Raw genomic sequence first — 20,368 nt, 5'->3', positions numbered from 1 at the left:
TTTTATAAAAGTTTTGAAAGGATATTTATATTATCCGGTAATCGACCCACATTTTGCAATTTTAAAGCGGCTAATTTTAAAGCAATATCTAAACATTCTTGGATTGACTTTTCCTTGATATAAGCAAATAAAAATCCTGACCAAAAAGCATCTCCAGCTCCTGTCGTATCCATAACCTTATCAATCTTTATAGCTGGCATTTGAATTACTCCCTTTCCTTTTTGAGATAATTTAACCCCTTTGCTCCCTAAAGTCAAACAAACAGTATCTACACCTTGCTCGTGAAAAAATTGAAAAATTTCATCATGGGGTAGCTCCTTCTCAAAAAGACGTAGCATATCGTCCTCACTAATTTTTATCAATGGGTTGAATTGGCAATAGGTTTTGATTACTTTAAAAGCTTTCTTTTGACTTTTCCATAGTTTTCTTGCGTAATTCACATCAATACTCAACTTACACCCTAGATCAAATGCTTCTTGCGCCTTTTTCAAAATCGTTTTCTGAGCTGGATTTTTGCTTAAGGCAAAACAGGTAGTGTGAAAAATAGTAGTATTAGCTAATATTTCAGTAGAAATTTGTTCTTCATAGATACAACAATCTGCTGAACGATATGGTATAAAATCTGGAGTACCCTCAGACCTTGAAACAAAAATCACACTTGTAGATTTATCCTCTAAAATGTTTAAATGTTTTGTATTCACTCCAACATCTGTGAGTCGTTCCGCAATATAAGACCCAAAACCATCGTTGCCTACCGTTGCAACCATAATTGTATTCAAACCTAATCGGGTTGAATTCATAGCAACGTTAGTGGGAGAACCTCCTAGATATCTATGGTAATCTCTAGTTTGATTGATAAGAACCCCTTCTTGATGTCCGATAAAATCTACTAATACTTCCCCCACACAAAGAATGTCTATTTTATCCATTTTTTTATTTATTGAATTATTCACTTACTTTTATCTTTTTTATTTTTATCAGCAATGTACAGATAGCAGCAATCATTAATAATACACCCGCAAAACTGATTGCTTGACGTGGATCGTTATCCAAGAAATTCTTTAGTATATAACCAAATGATAGGTTTTGAATAATCATTGGAATTACAATCATCATATTAATAATACCCATATACACTCCATATCTTTCTTTTGAAATAACTGCTACAACCATTAAATAAGGAATTCCCATCATACTGGCCCAAGCAATTCCATAGCCAATAACTACAGCAAAAAACACGTACTGATTTTGTACTAATGGAAAGCATAAAAGCGAAACTGCTCCAAGTAGCAAGCATACAAAATGAATCATTTTAGCACCATAATTTTTGGCTAATTTGGCCAAATAAAAAGCTATTGAAAAAGTAACTATAAATCCAAATGCACCAATCAATCCATTCCATTCCACCGCTTTTTCATAACCTACAGGATTATTTGGGGTAACATCCCAAACGGACAATGCAATACTTTTTGAATTATTCTGCCAATAACACATCATGGCATACCACTGAAATAAGTAGACCAAAAACAATTGCCACATTACTTTTGGCATTTCTAAAACCGCTTTGTAGATATCAATAAAAGGTGAAAAAACATTTAACGGCTCCGCTTTCAAAATAGCTAATTCCTCCTCGGTAGGTGGAATTTCCTTGGTTTTACTCATACTCCACCAAATAGAAGTAACAGAAAGCACAGCGCCTAGAAAAAAAGAAGCATAAATCCAAGTAGGCAAGGAACCCGTATAACCAACAAAAACAATTGGAAATAGAAACAAAGAAATGTAAGCCAAGAACTGCCCGAAACCAGTAAAGAAACTTTGCGCTTGAAACCCCATGGGTTGCTGATCTTCATTAAGAGTATCAGCAATAAAAGCACGATATGGTTCCATAGCAGTGTTGTTACCAACATCTAGAATCCAAAGTAAACCAGCTGCCATCCAAAGTGAACTGCTGAATGGAAATAAAAACAAAGCAATACTACAAACTATTGCCCCTATAAAAAAGTAGGGCTTACGCCTTCCCCATCTTGGATGCCACGTTTTATCACTCATCGCTCCAATTATTGGTTGAATTAATAATCCGGTCAAAGGACCCGCAAGATTTAGTATTGGAATTTGATCTGGACTTGCGTGTAAAAAATCATAAATAGGATTTACTGCACTTTGTTGTAAGCCAAAGCTATACTGTATGCCAAAAAAACCAACATTCATATTGATTATCTGCCAAAAACTTAATTTCACTTTTAAATTCATTCTGGTTGGTTAATTTGTTAATTTTTTCTAAAATTAATTTTAATATTGCCAATTAAATACATTATAAAAACAAAAACGTTTTCGGAAGACCCGAAAACGTTTTCGATAATTTTAAATTATTGATAAAAAATTATACTCTAATTTGAAGTAAAAGGAATAATTATTTTAGTTTCCCATTCTAATTCATTCCCTCCATTAAAAGGATTGGCAAGAAAATGTTCTAAAACTCTATTTTCCAATTTAAGATTGTGCTTTGTCGCATAATCCATTAAGGTAAACCAAGCTCTATCTGAAGTTCTAAAATTCCCATAATAGGTAGCTTTCAACCCTTTGATAACGGGCAAAGTTTTAAATTTCACAACTTTATCAGCTATAACTTTAGTGTTTTTATCAATAGGAAAGCAATAATTAAATTCTATCGTTTCTTTATCTAGATTCCAATTTGTAATTTCTACATATGGTCGTCCTATTATTTTTATTTTATTTTCGAATAAAAAACCAGTGATACTTGCGTCATTGCTAATCATAGTTTGCCCTTTTTCTTGTAAAACACTTTTTAAATTAACATAAGCTACAAATGTTTCTTCCGAAGAACCCTCTCCTTCAATTTTTACGTTAAAGGCCTTTAAATGATCTTGTAACCCTTTCTTAAAATCAGCTATTTTTCTAACTTGTTCTTGTTTAAATTTAGTGTTAAAAAATGGCGCCGTTAGTTTATTGTATAAGCTATGATTAAAATCTTTTATCCCAACATTGACTTTTGTCACCGAATCATTTATATATACAATGTCCCATGAATATTCCATCTGTACTGCACCTTTTTTCATTGTTTGTCTGATAAAATCAAAATTTCTCTTTTCTAAGGTGGTATAATTTTCTTTATCTCTTAACAATTGAATCGAAGACCATTCTTGAATTCCCTGAAAAACAGTCCCCGTAGCTGCTTTTACTTTAAACGAAATACAATAATCTGTTTCTTTTATAAACAAATACCAAACTAAAAACAAACAGAATAAGGCACTAAATCCTATTATAATTTTTTTTCTAACAGCCATTATTTTTTAATCATCTTTAATTTATTATTAATATACCCCCCTATATTATTGCCTTGTGTAATACCATTTTCAATAGCAGCTCTATAATGAATACCTCCGTAAAGCCTACTAATTGAAGCCTCTGCCGCCGCTTGCTTAAATGATTTGAAAGATCTTTTTGGCAGCCCAAAAGGGACTTCTGAATCATCTATATAGCTAAAATTATCTCCAAAAATAGATGTTAGAATAACTGCTGAACATGAGGAAACCACTGAATGTCCGCTTACATATTCCGGAAAAGGAGGTGTTTGTAATTGTGGTCTCCAGTTTTCGTCTATATTTTGATTAATATACGTTTCAGGTCTCACCACATTACTTCTATACTTTTCGTCCCAACAACTGATGAAACTTTCAAAAATCCCAATTGAGGTTAACGTATAAGCAAACACGGTAGTATCAAAATCTGCTTTTGATTTTTTTAACGCTATTTTAGTAATGTTAATCCAATGAGCATCCGGTGTATTTTTCTTCTTTGCAAACATCATATGTCCCTGAACAACTGTCGCATACGGATTACAATCCCAAAACGAGGCAATTGCTGATTCTTCAGGAATTGGTTTACTTTGATTTTTCTCAACTTCAATCAATTTTTTAGATATCATATTCCCAACATCATACGTTTCTTTTGCTTCTTTGTAAAAAAGCGAATTTTTGTCCGTGGAAAACGGATAAGCTGGAATGGGCTTAAATTGAGATGCCGAATCCATAACTAAAGTCCTAATTTCACCCCAATGTGGCTCAACACCATCCATGTAAGATGGAGGAGTTGGTTGCCATCTTCCAGCTTGTTCTGCATCAACTGAAAATTTAGAATAGGTTCGAGTTTCTTTATAATTATCTTTCCCCATCCACATTTTGATTCTGTTCACTACTTTTAATGCGTATTCCTTAGACACATCAAATTCTTTTTGGTTTTCAGAACCCCATTTATCATATAAACTGTCTCTATATTTCTCTAACGCTTCCTCTGAAAAAATCAATTGCTTACTTACTTCAATATGCGCAATAAGCGCCGCTAAATTTTTGTTTACACCGCTTTTCGGATCTAGTTTAGGAATAGAATCTAATCCTTTTAGCTGACCTTGTAAACTTTCATATTTGGTGCTATTTTGAGCCATAATCTCATAAGCAGCAACGTTAGGATACACATAAATTCTACTGGCAACTGGCGGAGAAAATATGTCATGAACCATAATCCCAGTCACTGTATCAACTGCAGCGCAGAAGTCATCTGTTGTGACTTTAATTGGGGTCTCTTTTTTACAAGATGTAAAAAAAAGTAGTATTAGACCTAAAAGATACATTTTAGAGTTCATATTTTTGAGTTTAATTATTTTGTGTGTCATTATATTATTTTTTAGCAGAAGGCATTTCATACAATTCTACCTTTTTATTATTTATTGTAATCAACATATATTTCTTTCCATTGAAATTAACAATATCCAAGTGCCTAACTGCCTTTTGAGTCAAATCAATTCCTATTTGATTACCTAAAAATATGGTTCTATCGTTTTTGATTAAAGCACCTGAAAAACCATCAAATCTACTGTGATAAGGTGAAACTCCAAAGTAGTTTCCTGCTGCAAAAACTTCCTCTTTCGCGTCTGAATCAAAATTAGACTTCAAAAAACTGGTAATCGGAGCCACTTGCATTTTATTCGAAAAAGGCACAAAAGTAAATTTCCCTTTATCATTTCTCAAATAACCTGATTTCAAATTGTGAACTTCAAACAAGGTTCCTTTTTCGAGCATTTTTGGATCAAAAATCTCAACCAATGTTTTACCCGCAAAAGATTTATAACTATTGAATTTCTTTTTTAACATTCCGCTGAATTGTTCCGCAAGTTCATCAAGACCTAATGTAGTGTAATATTGTCCTTTCTTTTCTATTGCCACAATCGTTTCAAAAGATCCGTTAGAATCAAAATCATCATAATACATTTTCATCGGAAAATCTTGTGAGGCTTTAAATTTAGAATTCATTCCCCAATTTCCTACCAAATAATCCTCATCACCATCCTGATCGATATCAAAAGAGAGCACTGATTGCCACAACCCATTACTTTTCTCTGGAAAAACACTTGCTGTTACATCTGTGAATTTTCCGTTTTTATTAGCAAAAAAAGTAGGTTTCATCCATTCACCAACAACAATTAAATCTATTTTACCATCTTTATTAAAATCACTAAAAATAGCATCCGTGACCATTCCTATTTTGTCAAACGTTTTATTCTCAACAATAGTAAACGCACCTTTATTATTGTTCAACAAATAGCAATTCGGCATGCTTCCAAATCTATTATTGATTGAATTATTTCCAACAAAAATATCTAAATCACCATCTTTATCATAATCAAAAGCCTTAACAACCGATGCATTTTGAACCAACTTAGGCAATGCTTTACTTAGAAATTGATTGTTGCTATTGAAATACAAACGATCTTGTAAATTAGATGCATTTTCACCACCACCGGACGCCACATATAAATCATTGATTTTATCATTGTTGAAATCACCTATAACAGCTGAAGCATCTTCAAAAATAGAATCCTGTTCAATTGTTGTATCTTGTTTTTTAGAAAATCCGCTAGCATTTTGAAAATAAATTGCTGCTTTTTTACCTTTAGAACTACCAAAGAAAATATCCTCTTTTCCATCGCCATTCAAATCTCCAACTGCAGTTGCTAGACCGCGATCAGAACGTTGGTATGGGATTAATTTTTGGCTTAAAATATCAATAAAATCGTTTTCTTGGTGCACAAAGTCAATCCCTAAACCAGTTTCCAGCTTTTTGAAAATTGGTAAAATACTCGGATGCAATTTTTTATAATCAAAGCTTTTTCTATTAGGATTCGCTTTTACGGTAAGCGTTTGACCTGTTTTAACATTCTTTATTGTTTGATACGTTTTATCTGGCCAAATCACCACTACCGAATCAATTTTAGTTGTTTTTCCATAACCAAAATGAATTATCGGTTCTGATGAAGATTGAAATCCTCGGGTAGTCTGCAATTCCTTAAATTGTTTTTTCCCTTTAGAATAGGAAATTACTTTGGCTCCAATTCCAAAAGTATTTTTTCCTACAAACCGAAGTTTCAATTTTAAATAGTTTGATTTTGCATCTGTTTTATTAATATACAGAGATGCAATCGCATTAGTATTATTAGTAATTACATCTAGATCACCATCATTATCAAGATCTGCATACCCACTACCATTTGAAATTATAGAATCATTTTCTATCCAATCACTCGAGCGGTTTTTATATTGTAAATCAGCTGCACCTTGAAAAACATAGTTGGTCACATTTCCCTTTGGCATTCTCTTCAATGCTTCTTTATCTAATAATTTTGTTGTAGTGATTTTACTTTTTATTTGATCATTTGAATAGTATTTCACATAATCCAAATCGTTAGGTCGCTTTGGTATTCCGTTACTTATAAAAATATCTTGTTCTCCATCTTGATCATAATCCCCAAACAACGTACTCCAACTCCAATCGCTTGCAGCAATACCACTCAACAAAGCCGTTTCTGTGAAATGATTTCCAGCTTGATTTAGCTGCATGGTATTTCTAGAGTATTGAAAATGATAGCCTAATTTTTCGGTTCTCATTTTTATCATCTGAGTATTGTCATCACCCAATGCTGATTTCAAAACTTTTTCGTCTTCTGGAAGCATGTCCAAACTCAGAATGTCTGGAAAACCATCATGATTCACATCCGCCACATCAACTCCCATAGAGAATCGGCTTGTATGACCAAAATACTGTTTCAGACTTTCGGTAAAAGTCCCATCTCCATTATTTATATAGTAGTAATCATCTTCGTGGAAATCATTCCCTACATAAATATCCGGAAAACCATCTAAGTTAAAATCAGAAACTGCCAATCCTAAACCATAGCCATTAGCACCACCAAAAATTCCTGCCTGCTCACTTACATCAATAAATTTTCCGTTATCATTACGAAATAACTTATCCCCACACTCATAACTCCTTTTATTCCTGCTATCTGCTTTTCCAAAAGACAATTCAGAATGAACAGCATGATTTAATAAATACATATCTAAATCTCCATCTAAATCGTAATCAAAAAAAGCTGCAGAAGAACTATAATTGTCTAAATCCAATCCGTATTCTGCTGCACTTTCGGTAAATGTGTTGTCCTTATTATTGATAAATAACTCATTTTGACCCTCAAAACCATTAATTCCAACAACTGCACAAACATAAATATCAAGATACCCATCACCATTCACATCGGCCATAACCGTACCAGCGTTCCAGTCACTTTGACTTTCTACACCTGCTTTTACCGAAATATCTTCAAATTTATTATTGCCTTTATTCAGGTACAATTTATTTTTTCCTTGATTGGAAGTAAAATATATATCTACCAAACCATCATTATTGATATCACCAAGTGCGACACCACCTCCATTGTAATAATAGAGGTAATCTAAAATGGAAATGTTTTTGGATTCTAACAATTGGTTATTGAATGTAATATTGCTTTCCTCTGAAGGCAATTTCTCAAACAATTGCCCTTCTTTTTTGGAACAACCAATAAACAGCAATGATGCCAATCCTATTCTAAAAAAATTATTCATGGCGTAAAAATATTTTAGGAGTATTATCATTTACAACAGCTATAATTGAAACCGTTTTATTTTTATCTTTTATTATTCTAACCTGTTTCACTTCTCCTTTAATGAAGAAACCTGATTTATTATAAGGCATCCATGAAAAAGTTCCGTTTTTATTTCCTAAAAGTACGCTACCATAATTAGCATCTAAACTGGAGAATTGTGGTTTGAATTCATATTGATTACCACCTAAGATTAAATCCAAAATCCCATCATTATTCACATCTAAAGTGCTTATGGTATTTACAGAAGAAAACTGAACTTCTTTTGGCAGTGCTTTTACCTCAAACTTACCATTTCCTTTGTTGATTGCAATTACACTTTCTTGAATATTCACCGTTTTTTGAATCGAATTATCGACTACTTCTTTGGCGAATAATTCTTGGAATGTTTTTTTAGAATAATCCACATAACTCAAATTTTTCTTCTTAATGGAAGGAATTTGTTTCGCTAATTCTTGTTTTAAATTTATTGGTAAATCTTTACCAGCAATTGACCTAGTAGCTATTTGTTCAATAGTTCCATTATTATCAAAATCGTTGGTAAATAATTTGATCGGATTAGCATTGGTCGCTTTGTAATTTGTATTCGTTCCTTTATTACCAAGAATCAAATCTTTTTTACCGTCATTATTCAAGTCAACACAACTAACTGCATTCCAAAAACCAAGATATCCCGTAAGGTTGGATTTATACTCAACCAATCTACGTCCATTATTCTTAAAAATTATTGGAGCTGTCCAATCTCCTACAATTATTAAATCTTTTTTAGAATCGTTATCAATGTCTTCCCAAATGGCATCAGTAATCATTCCAACCGTATTAATTTTGAAAGCTTTTTTGTCAATCACATTTGTGAAATTTCCTTTTCCATCATTTTCTAATAACAAATGCTTGGGATCAATTCCATAAACACCAGGAACGCTTCGGCTTCCTATAAATACATCAATATCTCCATCGTTATCAAAATCATTTGATACAATTACAGAAACATTATTGTTTGTTGTAGGAATATTGGTTTTACTTTTCACAAAAACTCCTTTCCCATTATTCAAATACAGTCGGTTTTTATAGTTAGCCTGATCTACTTTTTCATTTCCACCAGAACCAACCAATAAATCAATGTCTCCATCATTATCCGCATCAAAAAAGCTAGCTGCCGTATCTTCAAAAGTAGCATCTAGGTCTAAGTCTTTTTGAACTGTAACTAAATAATTACCATTCCCTTTATTTAAATATATTTTACCAGATTGCCCTTTGGCTCCACCAATAAACACATCCTCATTACCATCATCATTTAAATCCGCAATTGCAAGTGAAGGTCCTTCTTGAGAAAGCATTTTGGAGATTAAACCTTCATGATCAAAATCAATGTAATTATTTTCTTTGTGTGCTGAAAAAGTTGTTTTCTTTTCAGTAAACAATGGTTTTAGTTTGGCATTTTTGGCAACATAATCTTCTTTTGCATTTGTAATATCCAGATTTAAGGTGCTATTATTGGCAATTTTTTTAATTGTTTGAGACTTCCCATTTGGCCAAATTACTTGCAAGGAATCAACTTTTTTGGTGCCAATTCCAAAAGTCATTACATAATCTATAGACGATTGAAAACCTCTAGAAGGAATTAACTCTTGTCTAAGAATTTCATCACCTGAGAAAAGCTCAACCACACTTCCTACAGCAAATTTATTTTGATTATCGCCTTTTAATTTTACTTTAACGTAGTGGTTCTTTTTATTTTTCTCTGAGTTATTTCGATATACAAAAGATTCCATATTTACATTATTGACAACCAAATCTAAATCCCCATCATTATCTAAATCAGCATAAGCAGCACCATTAGAAAAACTTGGTGTGTCTAACCCCCAGTTTACAGCTTCATTGGTAAAAGTCAAATTTTTATTATTTCTAAAAGCGTAATTGGGTATCGGCGTACTCGGCATTTTACTGATAATAGTTTGTATTTCTTCTTTTTTACCAGTCACTACCATTTTTTGCATAAACTCATTGGCAAAAAAGTCAACAAAATCTTGGTTCGTTAAATCGTTATAAATTCCATTGCAAACGTAGATATCTTTATAACCATCATTGTCCATATCAAATAACAAAGCGCCCCAACTCCAGTCCGTTTTGGAAACTCCGGCATGATTTGCTATTTCAAGGAATTGATTGTCTCCATTGTTAATTTGCAACGTGTTTTGCATGTATTGATAGTAGAAATCCAGATTTACTTTTCTAATAAATAAATCATAGTTTTCAAAACTCGTAGTCGTTTTAAGACGTTCGTCCGGTTCTGGTAACATATCAGTCACAAAAATATCGGCTTTCCCATCATTGTTGACATCGGCCATGTCAGCTCCCATAGAAGATTGACTAATGTGTGATGTCCATCCCTGTATTTGTTCAGTAAAGGTTCCGTTTTTATTATTAATGTATAAATAATCTCTTTCATAAAAATCATTCGAAATATAAATATCTGGATACAAATCACCGTTTACATCTCCTACTGTTACTCCAAGACCAAAACCAATTAGACTACCATAGATTCCTGATTTCTCACTTACATCAACAAACTTACCGTTATCATTGCGCAATAGTCTATCTCCTCCACCTTTTAAAATATCAGCAACCTCCCAGTCTTTATCTCTTAAGTCTCTTTTATTGGAATAATTAAGACTACTTACAGGTATAAAACTGTTATTCAGAATATACACATCTAAATCCCCATCTTTATCATAGTCAAAAAAAGCTGCATGGGTAGTAATTCCTGTATCAGCTAGATTGTAATCCGCTGCTTTTTCAGTAAAAGTACCATTGCCATTATTAATAAAAAGTTCGTTTTTTTGTTGATCGCCCGAACTATTTCCTGCATTACATACATAAATATCGAGTAGACCATCCGCATTTAAATCGACCATAACTACACCTGTAGACCAAGTTTTAGTTCCTTCTACACCAGCTTTTTTAGAAATATCCTCAAATTTAAAATTTCCTTTATTTAAGTAGAGTTTATTTGTCCCAAGATTAGAGGTAAAATACACATCGGAAAGACCATCATTATTAATGTCTCCAATAGCGACACCACCACCATTATAAAAATTCCTGTATTTGAAGATGTTCATATCGGCTCCATTCTTAACTTCATTCAGGAAATTAATTCCAGTTTGTGAAGCATCCAATTTAGAGAATAAAGCATTTTTATTTTCTGAATTTTCTTTGGAACAGTTGGTAAAAAAGAGGATAATAAGTGGTAATAAGACAAAACGATTTGACATATTATATTGTAGAATTTAGTTAGGTAATTGCAGCTGATTATAATTGCCTAATGTATATAATATTGGGAATAAAAAGAAAAAAATTGATATAAAATAAAGAGGGTAATAAATACCCTCTTTAGAACTAACTCAAAAAATAATTAATTATAAACATTTCTTAGTAACCAGGATTTTGTTGCAAATTAGCATTAAACAATGCATCTGCAGGAATAGGGAACAAAATATATCTTTTATCAGACACATAAGGCTTTAGTTCTCTAGCTTCTAAGAATTTTCCAAAACGAATCATATCGTTTCTTCTCCATCCTTCATACCATAATTCTTTTCCTCTTTCAGTGTAAATAGCATCTAAAGTTGTTGGAACAGTTCCAGCTACATTAGTTCTAGATACCAATTGAGCGAATTGCGCTGCATTATTAACTCCAGTACCACCTCTAAGGATTGCTTCAGCTTTCATCAATAAAGCATCTGAATAACGCATTAATGCGTAATCATTTTCAGGAGTACCTAAGTTAGCTTCATCTGGAATATATTTTTGACTTCTAATACCTGCAGTTTCAAGTGTATTTCCTCCAGTAATTAAAGTCAAGGCTGCAGTAAACACTAATGGATTACCTTTTCTATCTTTTAGATTAACCGTTCCTGCTGGAATGTTTGTATAAGCAACTTGGTTTGCATCCTTGTCTCTACCAAATTCATCACGGTTTCTTCCATTTTTCATTTGACCTACTTGGAAACCAACATTATTACCAAAAGCATCAATAATGTATTGATCTGCATTTTTGATACGTCTGTCATTCGGATTAAACTTATTGTAGTATTCTGCTACAGTAGCAAAACCATTCCATCCATCTGGAGTTTGTTGGTAATGCATACCCATTCTCCATCTTGACTGAATACCTCCACCTTGACCACCTCTAATATTTTTAGAAGAGAAAAGAATTTCAGGAGATGTGTTATTTGTAGGTTTAAAATTATCCCAATAATCCGTTGCCAAAGAGCTATTAATTGCATCTACATGAGTTACAACTTTAGTCATATCAGCAGGGTCAAAAGTATAAGGCCCTGCAGGATCAGCAGCATTAAAAACTGCTTTGTTCAAGTACAATTTTGCCAACAAAAAGTGTGCTGCATCCACATTAACAATACTAGCATCATTAGCCACACGAGCTGGTAAGCTTCCAATAATTGCTTCAAGTTCACTAATAACAAATGAAGTAGCTTCCTGTCTTGTCCAAACTTTTGGATCGTCCTCAAGAGAACTACCTGCTTCTCTATATGGAGCTTGACCATACAAGTCAATTACATTGTAATAGTAAAATGCTCTCAAGAAACGAGCTTGAGATATCTCTGCAGCAGTACCATTTTCAATAACTAGGTTACAGTTATACACTTGTGACAATAATGAATTCCAAGCATTTCTGATTTCGATATTATCTGGTGCCCAAGTGTGCGTATGCAATTGTCTCCATTTAGCATTATCATCCCAGTCACCACCTCTTGTAGGTCCAACAAGTGCATCTGTAGACATTTCATCTAAAGCAAACATTTTATCTTGATCTTGGAAACCTCTTAATCCTTCATAAGCACTTGTCAGTAATGAAGCAGAATTAACTGTTGATCCTCCAGTATTATCAAGAACTACACCATCTAATACTTCCTCATCTAGATTAGTACAACTTACTCCTAGAATAATAGTACTAGTAAACAAGATGCTTTTTATAATATTTATTCTTTTCATTGTTTTTTTAATTAAAATGTTACGTTAAGTCCAAGTGATACACTTTTATCTCTAGGGTAAGATAAATACTCCATCCCTGCAGAAGGCACACCGTTTAATGATTTATCAGTATCAACCTCTGGGTCAGATCCTGAATAACTTGTAATAATAAATAAATTAGAAGCATTTACAAAGAAACGAGCAGATTTAATTCTAAATCTTTCTAAAGAATTTACAGTGTAACCAAACGTTAAATTACCCATTCTTAAGAAATCTCCTTTTTCTAAATACTTAGTAGACGGAGAGTTAGGGTCTCCTTGAGCTTGTGGAGAAGTTGCAGCTTCTAAAGTCGTATTTCTACCTCCAAGGAAAGCTCCTTTAAAGAAATAAGCATTCGTTGTGTTATTATAAATGTAGTGACCAAAAGCACCATAGAAAGAAGCACTTGCATCAAAACCTTTATAAGCTAAATTAGTAGTAAAACCAACATTGATTTTAGGTAAAGGTTGTTTGTCTAATAATTTTTTAGCCGCAGTACCAAGACCTGTATCATTTCCTGCTGCATCAGCATAAATTGAATTCCCAGTAGAATCATATCCTCTCCACTCATACAAGAAATAGGTATATGCAGGTTGATTGTTTGTGATTACCTGAGCATAAGCATCTGTTAACCCTTGACCATTCAATCCACCGGTAGCAATAAAACCAGCAAAGTTTTTAACTTTATTACTTAAAAATGAAGCATTTCCTGAAATATCCCAAGTTAAATCCTCAGTATCGATTACTTTATAGTTTAAAGAAACTTCCACACCTTTATTGATTAAATTCCCTGGTAAGTTTTTGAAACGTGGAGATGGAGGACCTGGCTGAGTTGCTGCTGCCGGTACAGGGAAAATTAAATCCTTAGTATCTCTCTGGAAATAATCTAATGAACCAGATAATTTATTATTGATTAATTCAAAATCCGCTCCTACTCCATAAGAAGTTGTAGTCTCCCATTTCAAATCAGCATTAGAGTTTGTATCAACATTTAAATTACCATTATTACCATAAGAAGCTCTAGCAATTGCAGAGTTTGGTGCAAATTCTTGGTTTCCTGTAATACCATAGTTACCTCTAATCTTGAAGCTGTTCAATAAACCTTCTTTATCTTCTACAACTTTGTAAGCCGCACCTACAGATGGAAAATAATCATATTTGTTATTTACTCCTAATTTTGTAGATCCATCAGATCTTAATGTAGCAGTAAGAATTAATTTCTTATATAAAGTAGCGTTTACTCTACCAAAATAAGATTGTAACTCCACTCTATTTCTATAAGAAGAAACTCTATACTCATTCTGAAGTCCACCTTCAATATTGTCAATCAAGTTTACTTGATTCACATCATACCCTTTACCACTTGCAGAATTCCCATCAGCTGTGTAATCATAATAAGAGTACCCTACTAATGCATCTAAGTTGAAGTTATCACCAAAATCATTATTGTAGTTTAAAGTATGTTCAAACGTTTTATTAAATTTATTTTGGTTGTTTATGTTAGCTGTACCAAACTTAACTAAATCTGAACCAGGGACTGTTGCTTGAAATGCAGCTCCAGAAATCTCCATAGTTGGCAACAACTGGCTTTTTCTACTAGATGTAGAACCTTCAACACCAAACAAGAATTGGTATTTTAACTTGCTGTTGATTTTCCAAGTAGTATTGATACTTCCTAATAATTTATTAGTATTTGTATAATCTGTATACGAATCTAATAATTGTACTGGATTTAAATAATCATCACCCACTACGTTATAAGACCCATTTGTATTTCTAATTGGTAATGTTGGGTTCCAATACAAAGCTGTACCAATTACGTTACCAATAAACCCTGCATTATTAGACAAAAGAGTCGCTTGATCTTTTAAAGAAGAATAAATAATTCTAGATTCTACTTTTACAGCTCCACCGAAAAAATCATTTGAATTATAAAATGAAGCAGTATATCTATCTAAACCTGTGTTTTTAACAATTCCATCTGTATTGGATGCTCCAAAAGATATTCTTGTATTTGAATTTTCTGTTGACTTAGTAAAAGATAAATCATGGTTCATTGCGAATCCACTTCTTAAAACAGCATCTTTCCAATTGTAAGATCTTGAACCTTGATCATCACCACCTGCTGCTGCAAATTGATCGCCATTCATTACATCTAATTTACCAGATAATTTACTAAATTGGAATGATGTACTATAAGTTAACTGTGGCACATTAGATTTTCCTTTTTTAGTAGTAATCACGATAACTCCATTTGCTCCACGCGAACCATAAATAGCTGTTGAAGAAGCATCTTTCAAAACTGACATGCTCTCGATATCATTTTGATTGATAAAGTTCAATGGATTTCTAGAAGAAGAAGTACCCAATAAATCTGCACCTCCTGCTGATACATTCCCACCATCTAATGGCACTCCGTCAACAACAATAAGAGGACCGTTTCCTGAACGAATAGACGAATTACCACGAACTCTAATAGCAACACCAGCACCTGGCTCACCACTAGACTGTGTAACTTGAACACCTGCAACTTTACCTCTCAATAATTGAGCTGGCGAAGGGGATGCTACATTGTCAAAATCTTTTGCTCCGATTTGATCAACTGCACCTGTTGCATCCTTTTTTCTAACCGAACCGTAGCCTATAACTACAACTTCTTTTAATTCAGCTGAGTCTTCTTTTAAAACTACATTAACTGTACTTTTTCCTGCTACATTTAATTCTTGAGTTTTAAGACCAATGTAACTAAAAACTAAAACTGCGTTTGAGCCAACATTCTTGATAGTAAATTTTCCATCGAAATCAGTTTGTGCTCCATTTGTTGTTCCTTTCACTAAGATAGAAGCCCCTGGAAGCGGACCGCTAGCATCAGATACAGTTCCGGACACATCTTGCGAATATGTCAAACTTGTACATAGCATCGTTAGAAACACCATCAAGCCTTTAATTAGACTATTTTTCATACGTAATAAATAAGTTGGTTAATAATTTGTTTTGAATGGTTTGTTTTAAATATTAAGTTCAAACATAATTATAATTTTATGATAATATTAAGGTTTTGCTAAACTATAACGTTTTCGTTGTGCCGAAAACGTTTTCGATTTTAAAATTAATACTTTAAAAAATTAATACTAAAATTATAATAAATACAAAAAAAAGGTGTTAAAAAAACCATTCTTGTATTATTTTCACTTTTATATCTAAAAATCGTTGCGTTTTAATCAAAAAAAATGCTTATTAAGAAAGAACATTGCGAATTATTTAATACTATATCATTTTTAACTACAAATTAACAATCTGGATTTAACTAAATAAATATACCTCAAAAAATTTAGCTAAAAAAAATCAAATCTGCTTATTTTTCTATTTCATAGCTCTACATAAATAGTAATGTCATAAAAACACATTCCCTTAAAGATTTAGTTAAAAATAATACTGGATTATTGACAAAAAAAAACCCCGTATGAACAATTCAATTACAAGCTGATTGAATTATTCATACGAGACATAAAAAATTAACTTTATTATTTTATAACAATCGTTTTATTATCTAACCCTATTCCAATAATCTTAAGTGATTTCCATTGTTTTGGCAAAAGTCCCTTATTGTATTTTAATCCAAGATCCGTTTGCTCCACTCCACCAAAACCATAAATAACAGCTTGAAGCATAGCTCCTGCACCAGTTGCAAAATAGGGATTATTACTATTTGCTGATTCTGAGAACACCCCAAAAGGCGGACGGCTGTTTGGTAAATACGATTTTACAAAATAACTATATGCTTTTTCTCGATCACCTAATCTTGCATACAAAACAGATAAAACTCCAGAAGCCATTGCAGGACCATCTTTTTTATCTATTTTTTCTGCATAATATTCCAAATCTTTTTCAATTTGGGCCTTGTCTGTGATTATGTGTAAAGGATAAGCTAACAAATTTACATCGGCTTGTTTTATCATTTGCCCCTCATACCCTTTGTAATTTTGAGTAATCCCATTCTGTTTATGAATGACTAATTTCTCAGAAACATCTTTCCATTTTGGGTTAATCGGTTCGCTCAAAATTGCCGCCGCTTTGATTGTATTTTTCAAAGACTCAATAGCAGATGCATTTGTAAAAGCATTATCATCTACGTGTTGCGCATATTCATCGGCACCAACTACATTTAAAATAGAATAGCTTCCATCTTGATTTTTAACTACGCGACTTACCCAAAAATCAGCCGTTTCTTTAAGAACCGCCCATTCTTTTTTCAACCAGGATTTGTCTTGTGTATAACTGTAATAATTCCAAAAAGCGATCGAAACATCCGCCGTAATATGTTGCTCGAAAATTCCGGTCAAAGCCCAAGTTGGTGTTGCTTCTTCACCTGTATCATCAGACTCCCAGGGATACATCGCTCCTTTATACCCATAAATAAAGGCTTTTTGTTTTGCTTTTTGCAAACGATCTGAACGGTAATCTAAACACGATTTTGCCATATCAGGTTGTAAGGCCAAAAGCGTTGGATACATCCAAAGTTCGGTGTCCCAAAAAATATGTCCGTTATATCCCTGCGATGACAATCCCATTGGAGCTATACTTTGTCTGGTTTCCGGTCGAATATATGAATACAAGTTGTATAAGGCAAAACGCACCCGTTGTTGCGCATCAAGATCTCCTTCAATTTGAATATCTCCGGTGCTCCATAATTCAGCCCAAGCTTGTTTGTGACGGTTCAATAATTTATCAATTCCTTCCTGCAAAGCATAAATTGGCTGTCTTTCGGATTCGTTCAAAGGATCAGTAACATCTTTAGAAGTGCAAATTCCTCCCGCAACTGCAAAACGATATTTTTTACCCTTCACTAATTTTTTAGTAAAACCAACTTCATTTCCGGTTTGCTTCAAAGTTTCTCCTTGACCGTCAAAAAGAAATGTTGTTGAAGCCGCAACCGTATATTTCCCCGTAAGCGTTTTAGCGACTGTCCCAAAAACTGGCATTAAATATTGATTGTCTTTCAAAACACGAAACTGACTTTTAGCCTCTTTCAATTCATCAGGAACCACCATATAATTATTAGCGGTAACTTCGATATCTTTAATTGGAGTAATTTCGACAATTGCCATTGCTGAAAAAGGAACAGCTCTATTAGCCAAAATCGTATAATTGATAGTTGCGAAATCTTTAAATGAAAATGAAGTTGTACTTGTACCTTCTTTCATAGAAACTATTTGGCTCCAATTATCAATATTGTCTGATTTGATTTCTTGATTGTTTATATTCAAATGCAAATTCAAAAACTCAATTCCTCGAACAATTCTACTAATTCCATTTTCAGGACTACCATCGTAAACTCCGTTCAGAATAATTTCTTTTGTTTTCAAAGGCGTATCATCTGTAACAATTCCTATTTGACCATTTGCCATGGCTACACCAAAATAATTTTCTCTAGAATTTGCCTGTAAATGCCATTCGTCAGATTTAGTTTGTCCAAAAACAATTGGGCTTACTAAAAGCAGAAAGACAAGTCTCTTAAATATTGAAATCATAGTTATATTTTTTAATAATATTTTCAAACTTATATAATTTATTTCTTAAAAAACTGAATAGTTCCACATAGTATATTGAATACAAATCGAAAACGTTTTCGACATATCGAAAACGTTTTTGATTAAACTATTTTAAATAATTAAAAAATAGAATTCTATTTTTATGAATATAATATAATAATAAATCCTTTTCTCAATGAAGTTCGCAAATAACATATTATTGATTTTTGTTCTATTTAGTAGCACATTATTGTTGTTTTCTTGTAAAAAAGAAGAAAGTAACTCAATTATTGCCATTAACTCTTCTGAAAAAATAAAAATTGATTCTTCAGAGCAATACAAAGAACCGTTTAGACCACAATTTCATTTTTCTCCAGAAAAAAAATGGATGAATGACCCAAACGGCATGGTGTACTATAAAGGCATTTACCATTTGTTTTATCAATATTACCCAGATGATATTGTATGGGGACCGATGCATTGGGGACATGCTACAAGCACTGATTTAATTCATTGGACGAATAAAAAAATCGCTTTGTTTCCTGATAAATTAGGAATGATATTTTCAGGAAGTGCGGTTGTAGATTTAAAAAACACTTCGGGTTTGGGAACAAAAGAAAACCCACCGATGATTGCTATTTTCACCTATCACGACATGGCAGGCGAAAAAGCGGGTAGAACAGATTATCAAACCCAAGGATTAGCTTACAGTCTAGATGAAGGTGAAACTTGGTTGAAATATGAAAAAAATCCAATAGTTAAAAATTCCGGTATAAAAGATTTTAGAGACCCGAAAGTCTTCTGGAATACCGAAACTAATATTTGGAATATGGTGTTAGTAGCTGGTGATCATGCTCAATTTTACACTTCCGAAAATTTAATTAATTGGAAATTCGAAAGCGAATTTGGTAAAAATATAGGAGCACATGGCGGTGTTTGGGAATGCCCTGATGTTTTCAAATTAAAAGTTAACGGTTCCAATGAAGAAAAATGGGTTTTACTCATCAGCATAAATCCTGGCGCACCTAATGGCGGTTCAGGAACACAATATTTCATAGGTGACTTTGACGGAAAAAGTTTTAAAACTAATCAAAAAGAGATTAAATGGATTGACAACGGCGCCGATAATTATGCTGGAGTAACTTACAACAATACCCCTGATGGAAAACGAATTTTTATAGGCTGGATGAGCAATTGGCTGTATGCTAGAAACACGCCTACAAAAAATTGGAGAAGCGCCATGACGCTACCAAGAGAGCTTTCACTTGAGAAAATAAATAACGATTATGTTCTAAAAAACAGTCTTGTTGAATCGTTCAATAAACAATCAGTTTCAGAGTTTTCAAAAGATATGTTCGCTATTAAACCCAAGCAAAAAATCAGTTTTACATACGATCATTTAAATCAATCCGAAGTACGATTTAAATCAGCTTCAAAGAGTTTGAAACTTGTTTTTTATAACGAAGTAAACGATTCATTGGTATTGAATTATGATGCTCCTCAAAAAACGTTCTCAATTGACAGACGCAAATCTGGAATAGTAAATTTCGAGGAAAACTTTGGAAAAAACATCCATAAAACTGCTACTCCAAATATCGTTTCTGAAACTATAGATTATCAAATCATTTTAGATTGGTCTTCTATAGAAATTTTTCTAAATGAGGGAGTATACAGTTTTACAGAACAAATTTTCCCTAAAAAACCGTATACAAAAATGAGCATTCAATCGGATGAGAAACAAGAAATAAAAAACTTGACTATTCACAAGATTAAAGGAATCTGGTAGCAATACATATCATTTATAAAACCAAAA

The 20,368-nt window shown here is 32.9% G+C and carries 10 protein-coding genes and 1 pseudogene; 2 read left to right on the top strand and 9 right to left on the bottom strand.

Annotated elements, in window-relative coordinates; translation table 11 throughout:
* Positions 1-2: 2 nt before the first annotated feature.
* On the bottom strand, positions 3-929 hold the full coding sequence (locus tag V5J73_RS01850; RefSeq protein WP_338647218.1) for a carbohydrate kinase family protein: 927 nt from the start codon (positions 927-929) through the stop codon (positions 3-5).
* Positions 930-940: 11 nt separating this feature from the next.
* On the opposite strand from V5J73_RS01850, the gene V5J73_RS14645 reads away from it, so the two are divergent.
* Positions 941-1,036 (top strand): hypothetical protein, encoded by a 96-nt coding sequence (locus tag V5J73_RS14645; protein WP_445236407.1) that lies wholly within the window; start codon positions 941-943, stop codon positions 1,034-1,036.
* 8 nt (positions 1,037-1,044) lie between these two features.
* On the opposite strand, the pseudogene V5J73_RS01845 reads toward V5J73_RS14645, so the two are convergent.
* The 8 genes and pseudogenes from V5J73_RS01845 to V5J73_RS01810 form a co-directional block, all read right to left on the bottom strand.
* Positions 1,045-2,208 (bottom strand): annotated as a pseudogene (locus tag V5J73_RS01845) (MFS transporter); the annotation flags it as partial.
* A 179-nt stretch (positions 2,209-2,387) separates the two neighbouring features.
* A complete protein-coding gene (locus V5J73_RS01840; RefSeq protein ID WP_338647215.1) occupies positions 2,388-3,305 on the bottom strand; it encodes a hypothetical protein in 918 nt (305 codons plus the stop codon).
* A complete protein-coding gene (locus V5J73_RS01835) occupies positions 3,305-4,690 on the bottom strand; it encodes a vanadium-dependent haloperoxidase (RefSeq protein WP_445236406.1) in 1,386 nt (461 codons plus the stop codon). Before V5J73_RS01835 ends, V5J73_RS01840 begins: the two co-directional genes overlap by 1 nt.
* A 4-nt stretch (positions 4,691-4,694) precedes the next feature.
* Entirely contained in the window at positions 4,695-7,955 is a 3,261-nt protein-coding gene (locus V5J73_RS01830) for a VCBS repeat-containing protein (RefSeq protein ID WP_338647214.1), read from the bottom strand.
* Complete coding sequence (locus V5J73_RS01825; RefSeq protein WP_338647213.1) at positions 7,948-11,265, bottom strand: VCBS repeat-containing protein; 3,318 nt, start codon at positions 11,263-11,265, stop codon at positions 7,948-7,950. The genes V5J73_RS01830 and V5J73_RS01825 overlap by 8 nt, the downstream gene beginning before the upstream one ends.
* 157 nt (positions 11,266-11,422) lie before the next feature.
* The gene (locus tag V5J73_RS01820) at positions 11,423-13,006 is read right to left on the bottom strand and encodes a RagB/SusD family nutrient uptake outer membrane protein (protein WP_338647211.1); all 1,584 of its coding nucleotides are present in this window, start codon (positions 13,004-13,006) and stop codon (positions 11,423-11,425) included.
* A gap of 11 nt (positions 13,007-13,017) precedes the next feature.
* Entirely contained in the window at positions 13,018-15,987 is a 2,970-nt protein-coding gene (locus tag V5J73_RS01815) for a SusC/RagA family TonB-linked outer membrane protein (protein WP_338647209.1), read from the bottom strand.
* A gap of 561 nt (positions 15,988-16,548) precedes the next feature.
* Entirely contained in the window at positions 16,549-18,555 is a 2,007-nt protein-coding gene (locus V5J73_RS01810) for a glycosyl hydrolase family 95 catalytic domain-containing protein (protein WP_338647207.1), read from the bottom strand.
* 196 nt (positions 18,556-18,751) lie between these two features.
* Between V5J73_RS01810 and V5J73_RS01805 the strand changes: the two genes are divergently transcribed.
* Positions 18,752-20,341 (top strand): glycoside hydrolase family 32 protein, encoded by a 1,590-nt coding sequence (locus tag V5J73_RS01805; protein WP_338647204.1) that lies wholly within the window; start codon positions 18,752-18,754, stop codon positions 20,339-20,341.
* Positions 20,342-20,368: the final 27 nt, after the last annotated feature.

The organism is Flavobacterium sp. KS-LB2, from assembly GCF_036895565.1.
In the GTDB taxonomy this organism is placed as follows: Bacteria; Bacteroidota; Bacteroidia; order Flavobacteriales; family Flavobacteriaceae; genus Flavobacterium.
The sequence above is the reverse complement of the archived record's forward strand: the minus strand, read 5'-3'. Positions and strand labels throughout refer to the sequence as shown.

Excerpts from the sequence above, each read along its gene's own strand:
- V5J73_RS01850 (WP_338647218.1), bottom strand. The coding sequence starts at position 929 with ATGGATAAAATAGACATTCTTTGTGTGGGGGAAGTATTAGTAGATTTT.
- V5J73_RS01840 (WP_338647215.1), bottom strand. The coding sequence starts at position 3,305 with ATGGCTGTTAGAAAAAAAATTATAATAGGATTTAGTGCCTTATTCTGT.
- V5J73_RS01835 (WP_445236406.1), bottom strand. The coding sequence starts at position 4,690 with ATGACACACAAAATAATTAAACTCAAAAATATGAACTCTAAAATGTAT.
- V5J73_RS01830 (WP_338647214.1), bottom strand. The coding sequence starts at position 7,955 with ATGAATAATTTTTTTAGAATAGGATTGGCATCATTGCTGTTTATTGGT.
- V5J73_RS01825 (WP_338647213.1), bottom strand. The coding sequence starts at position 11,265 with ATGTCAAATCGTTTTGTCTTATTACCACTTATTATCCTCTTTTTTACC.
- V5J73_RS01820 (WP_338647211.1), bottom strand. The coding sequence starts at position 13,006 with ATGAAAAGAATAAATATTATAAAAAGCATCTTGTTTACTAGTACTATT.
- V5J73_RS01815 (WP_338647209.1), bottom strand. The coding sequence starts at position 15,987 with ATGAAAAATAGTCTAATTAAAGGCTTGATGGTGTTTCTAACGATGCTA.
- V5J73_RS01810 (WP_338647207.1), bottom strand. The coding sequence starts at position 18,555 with ATGATTTCAATATTTAAGAGACTTGTCTTTCTGCTTTTAGTAAGCCCA.
- V5J73_RS01805 (WP_338647204.1), top strand. The coding sequence starts at position 18,752 with ATGAAGTTCGCAAATAACATATTATTGATTTTTGTTCTATTTAGTAGC.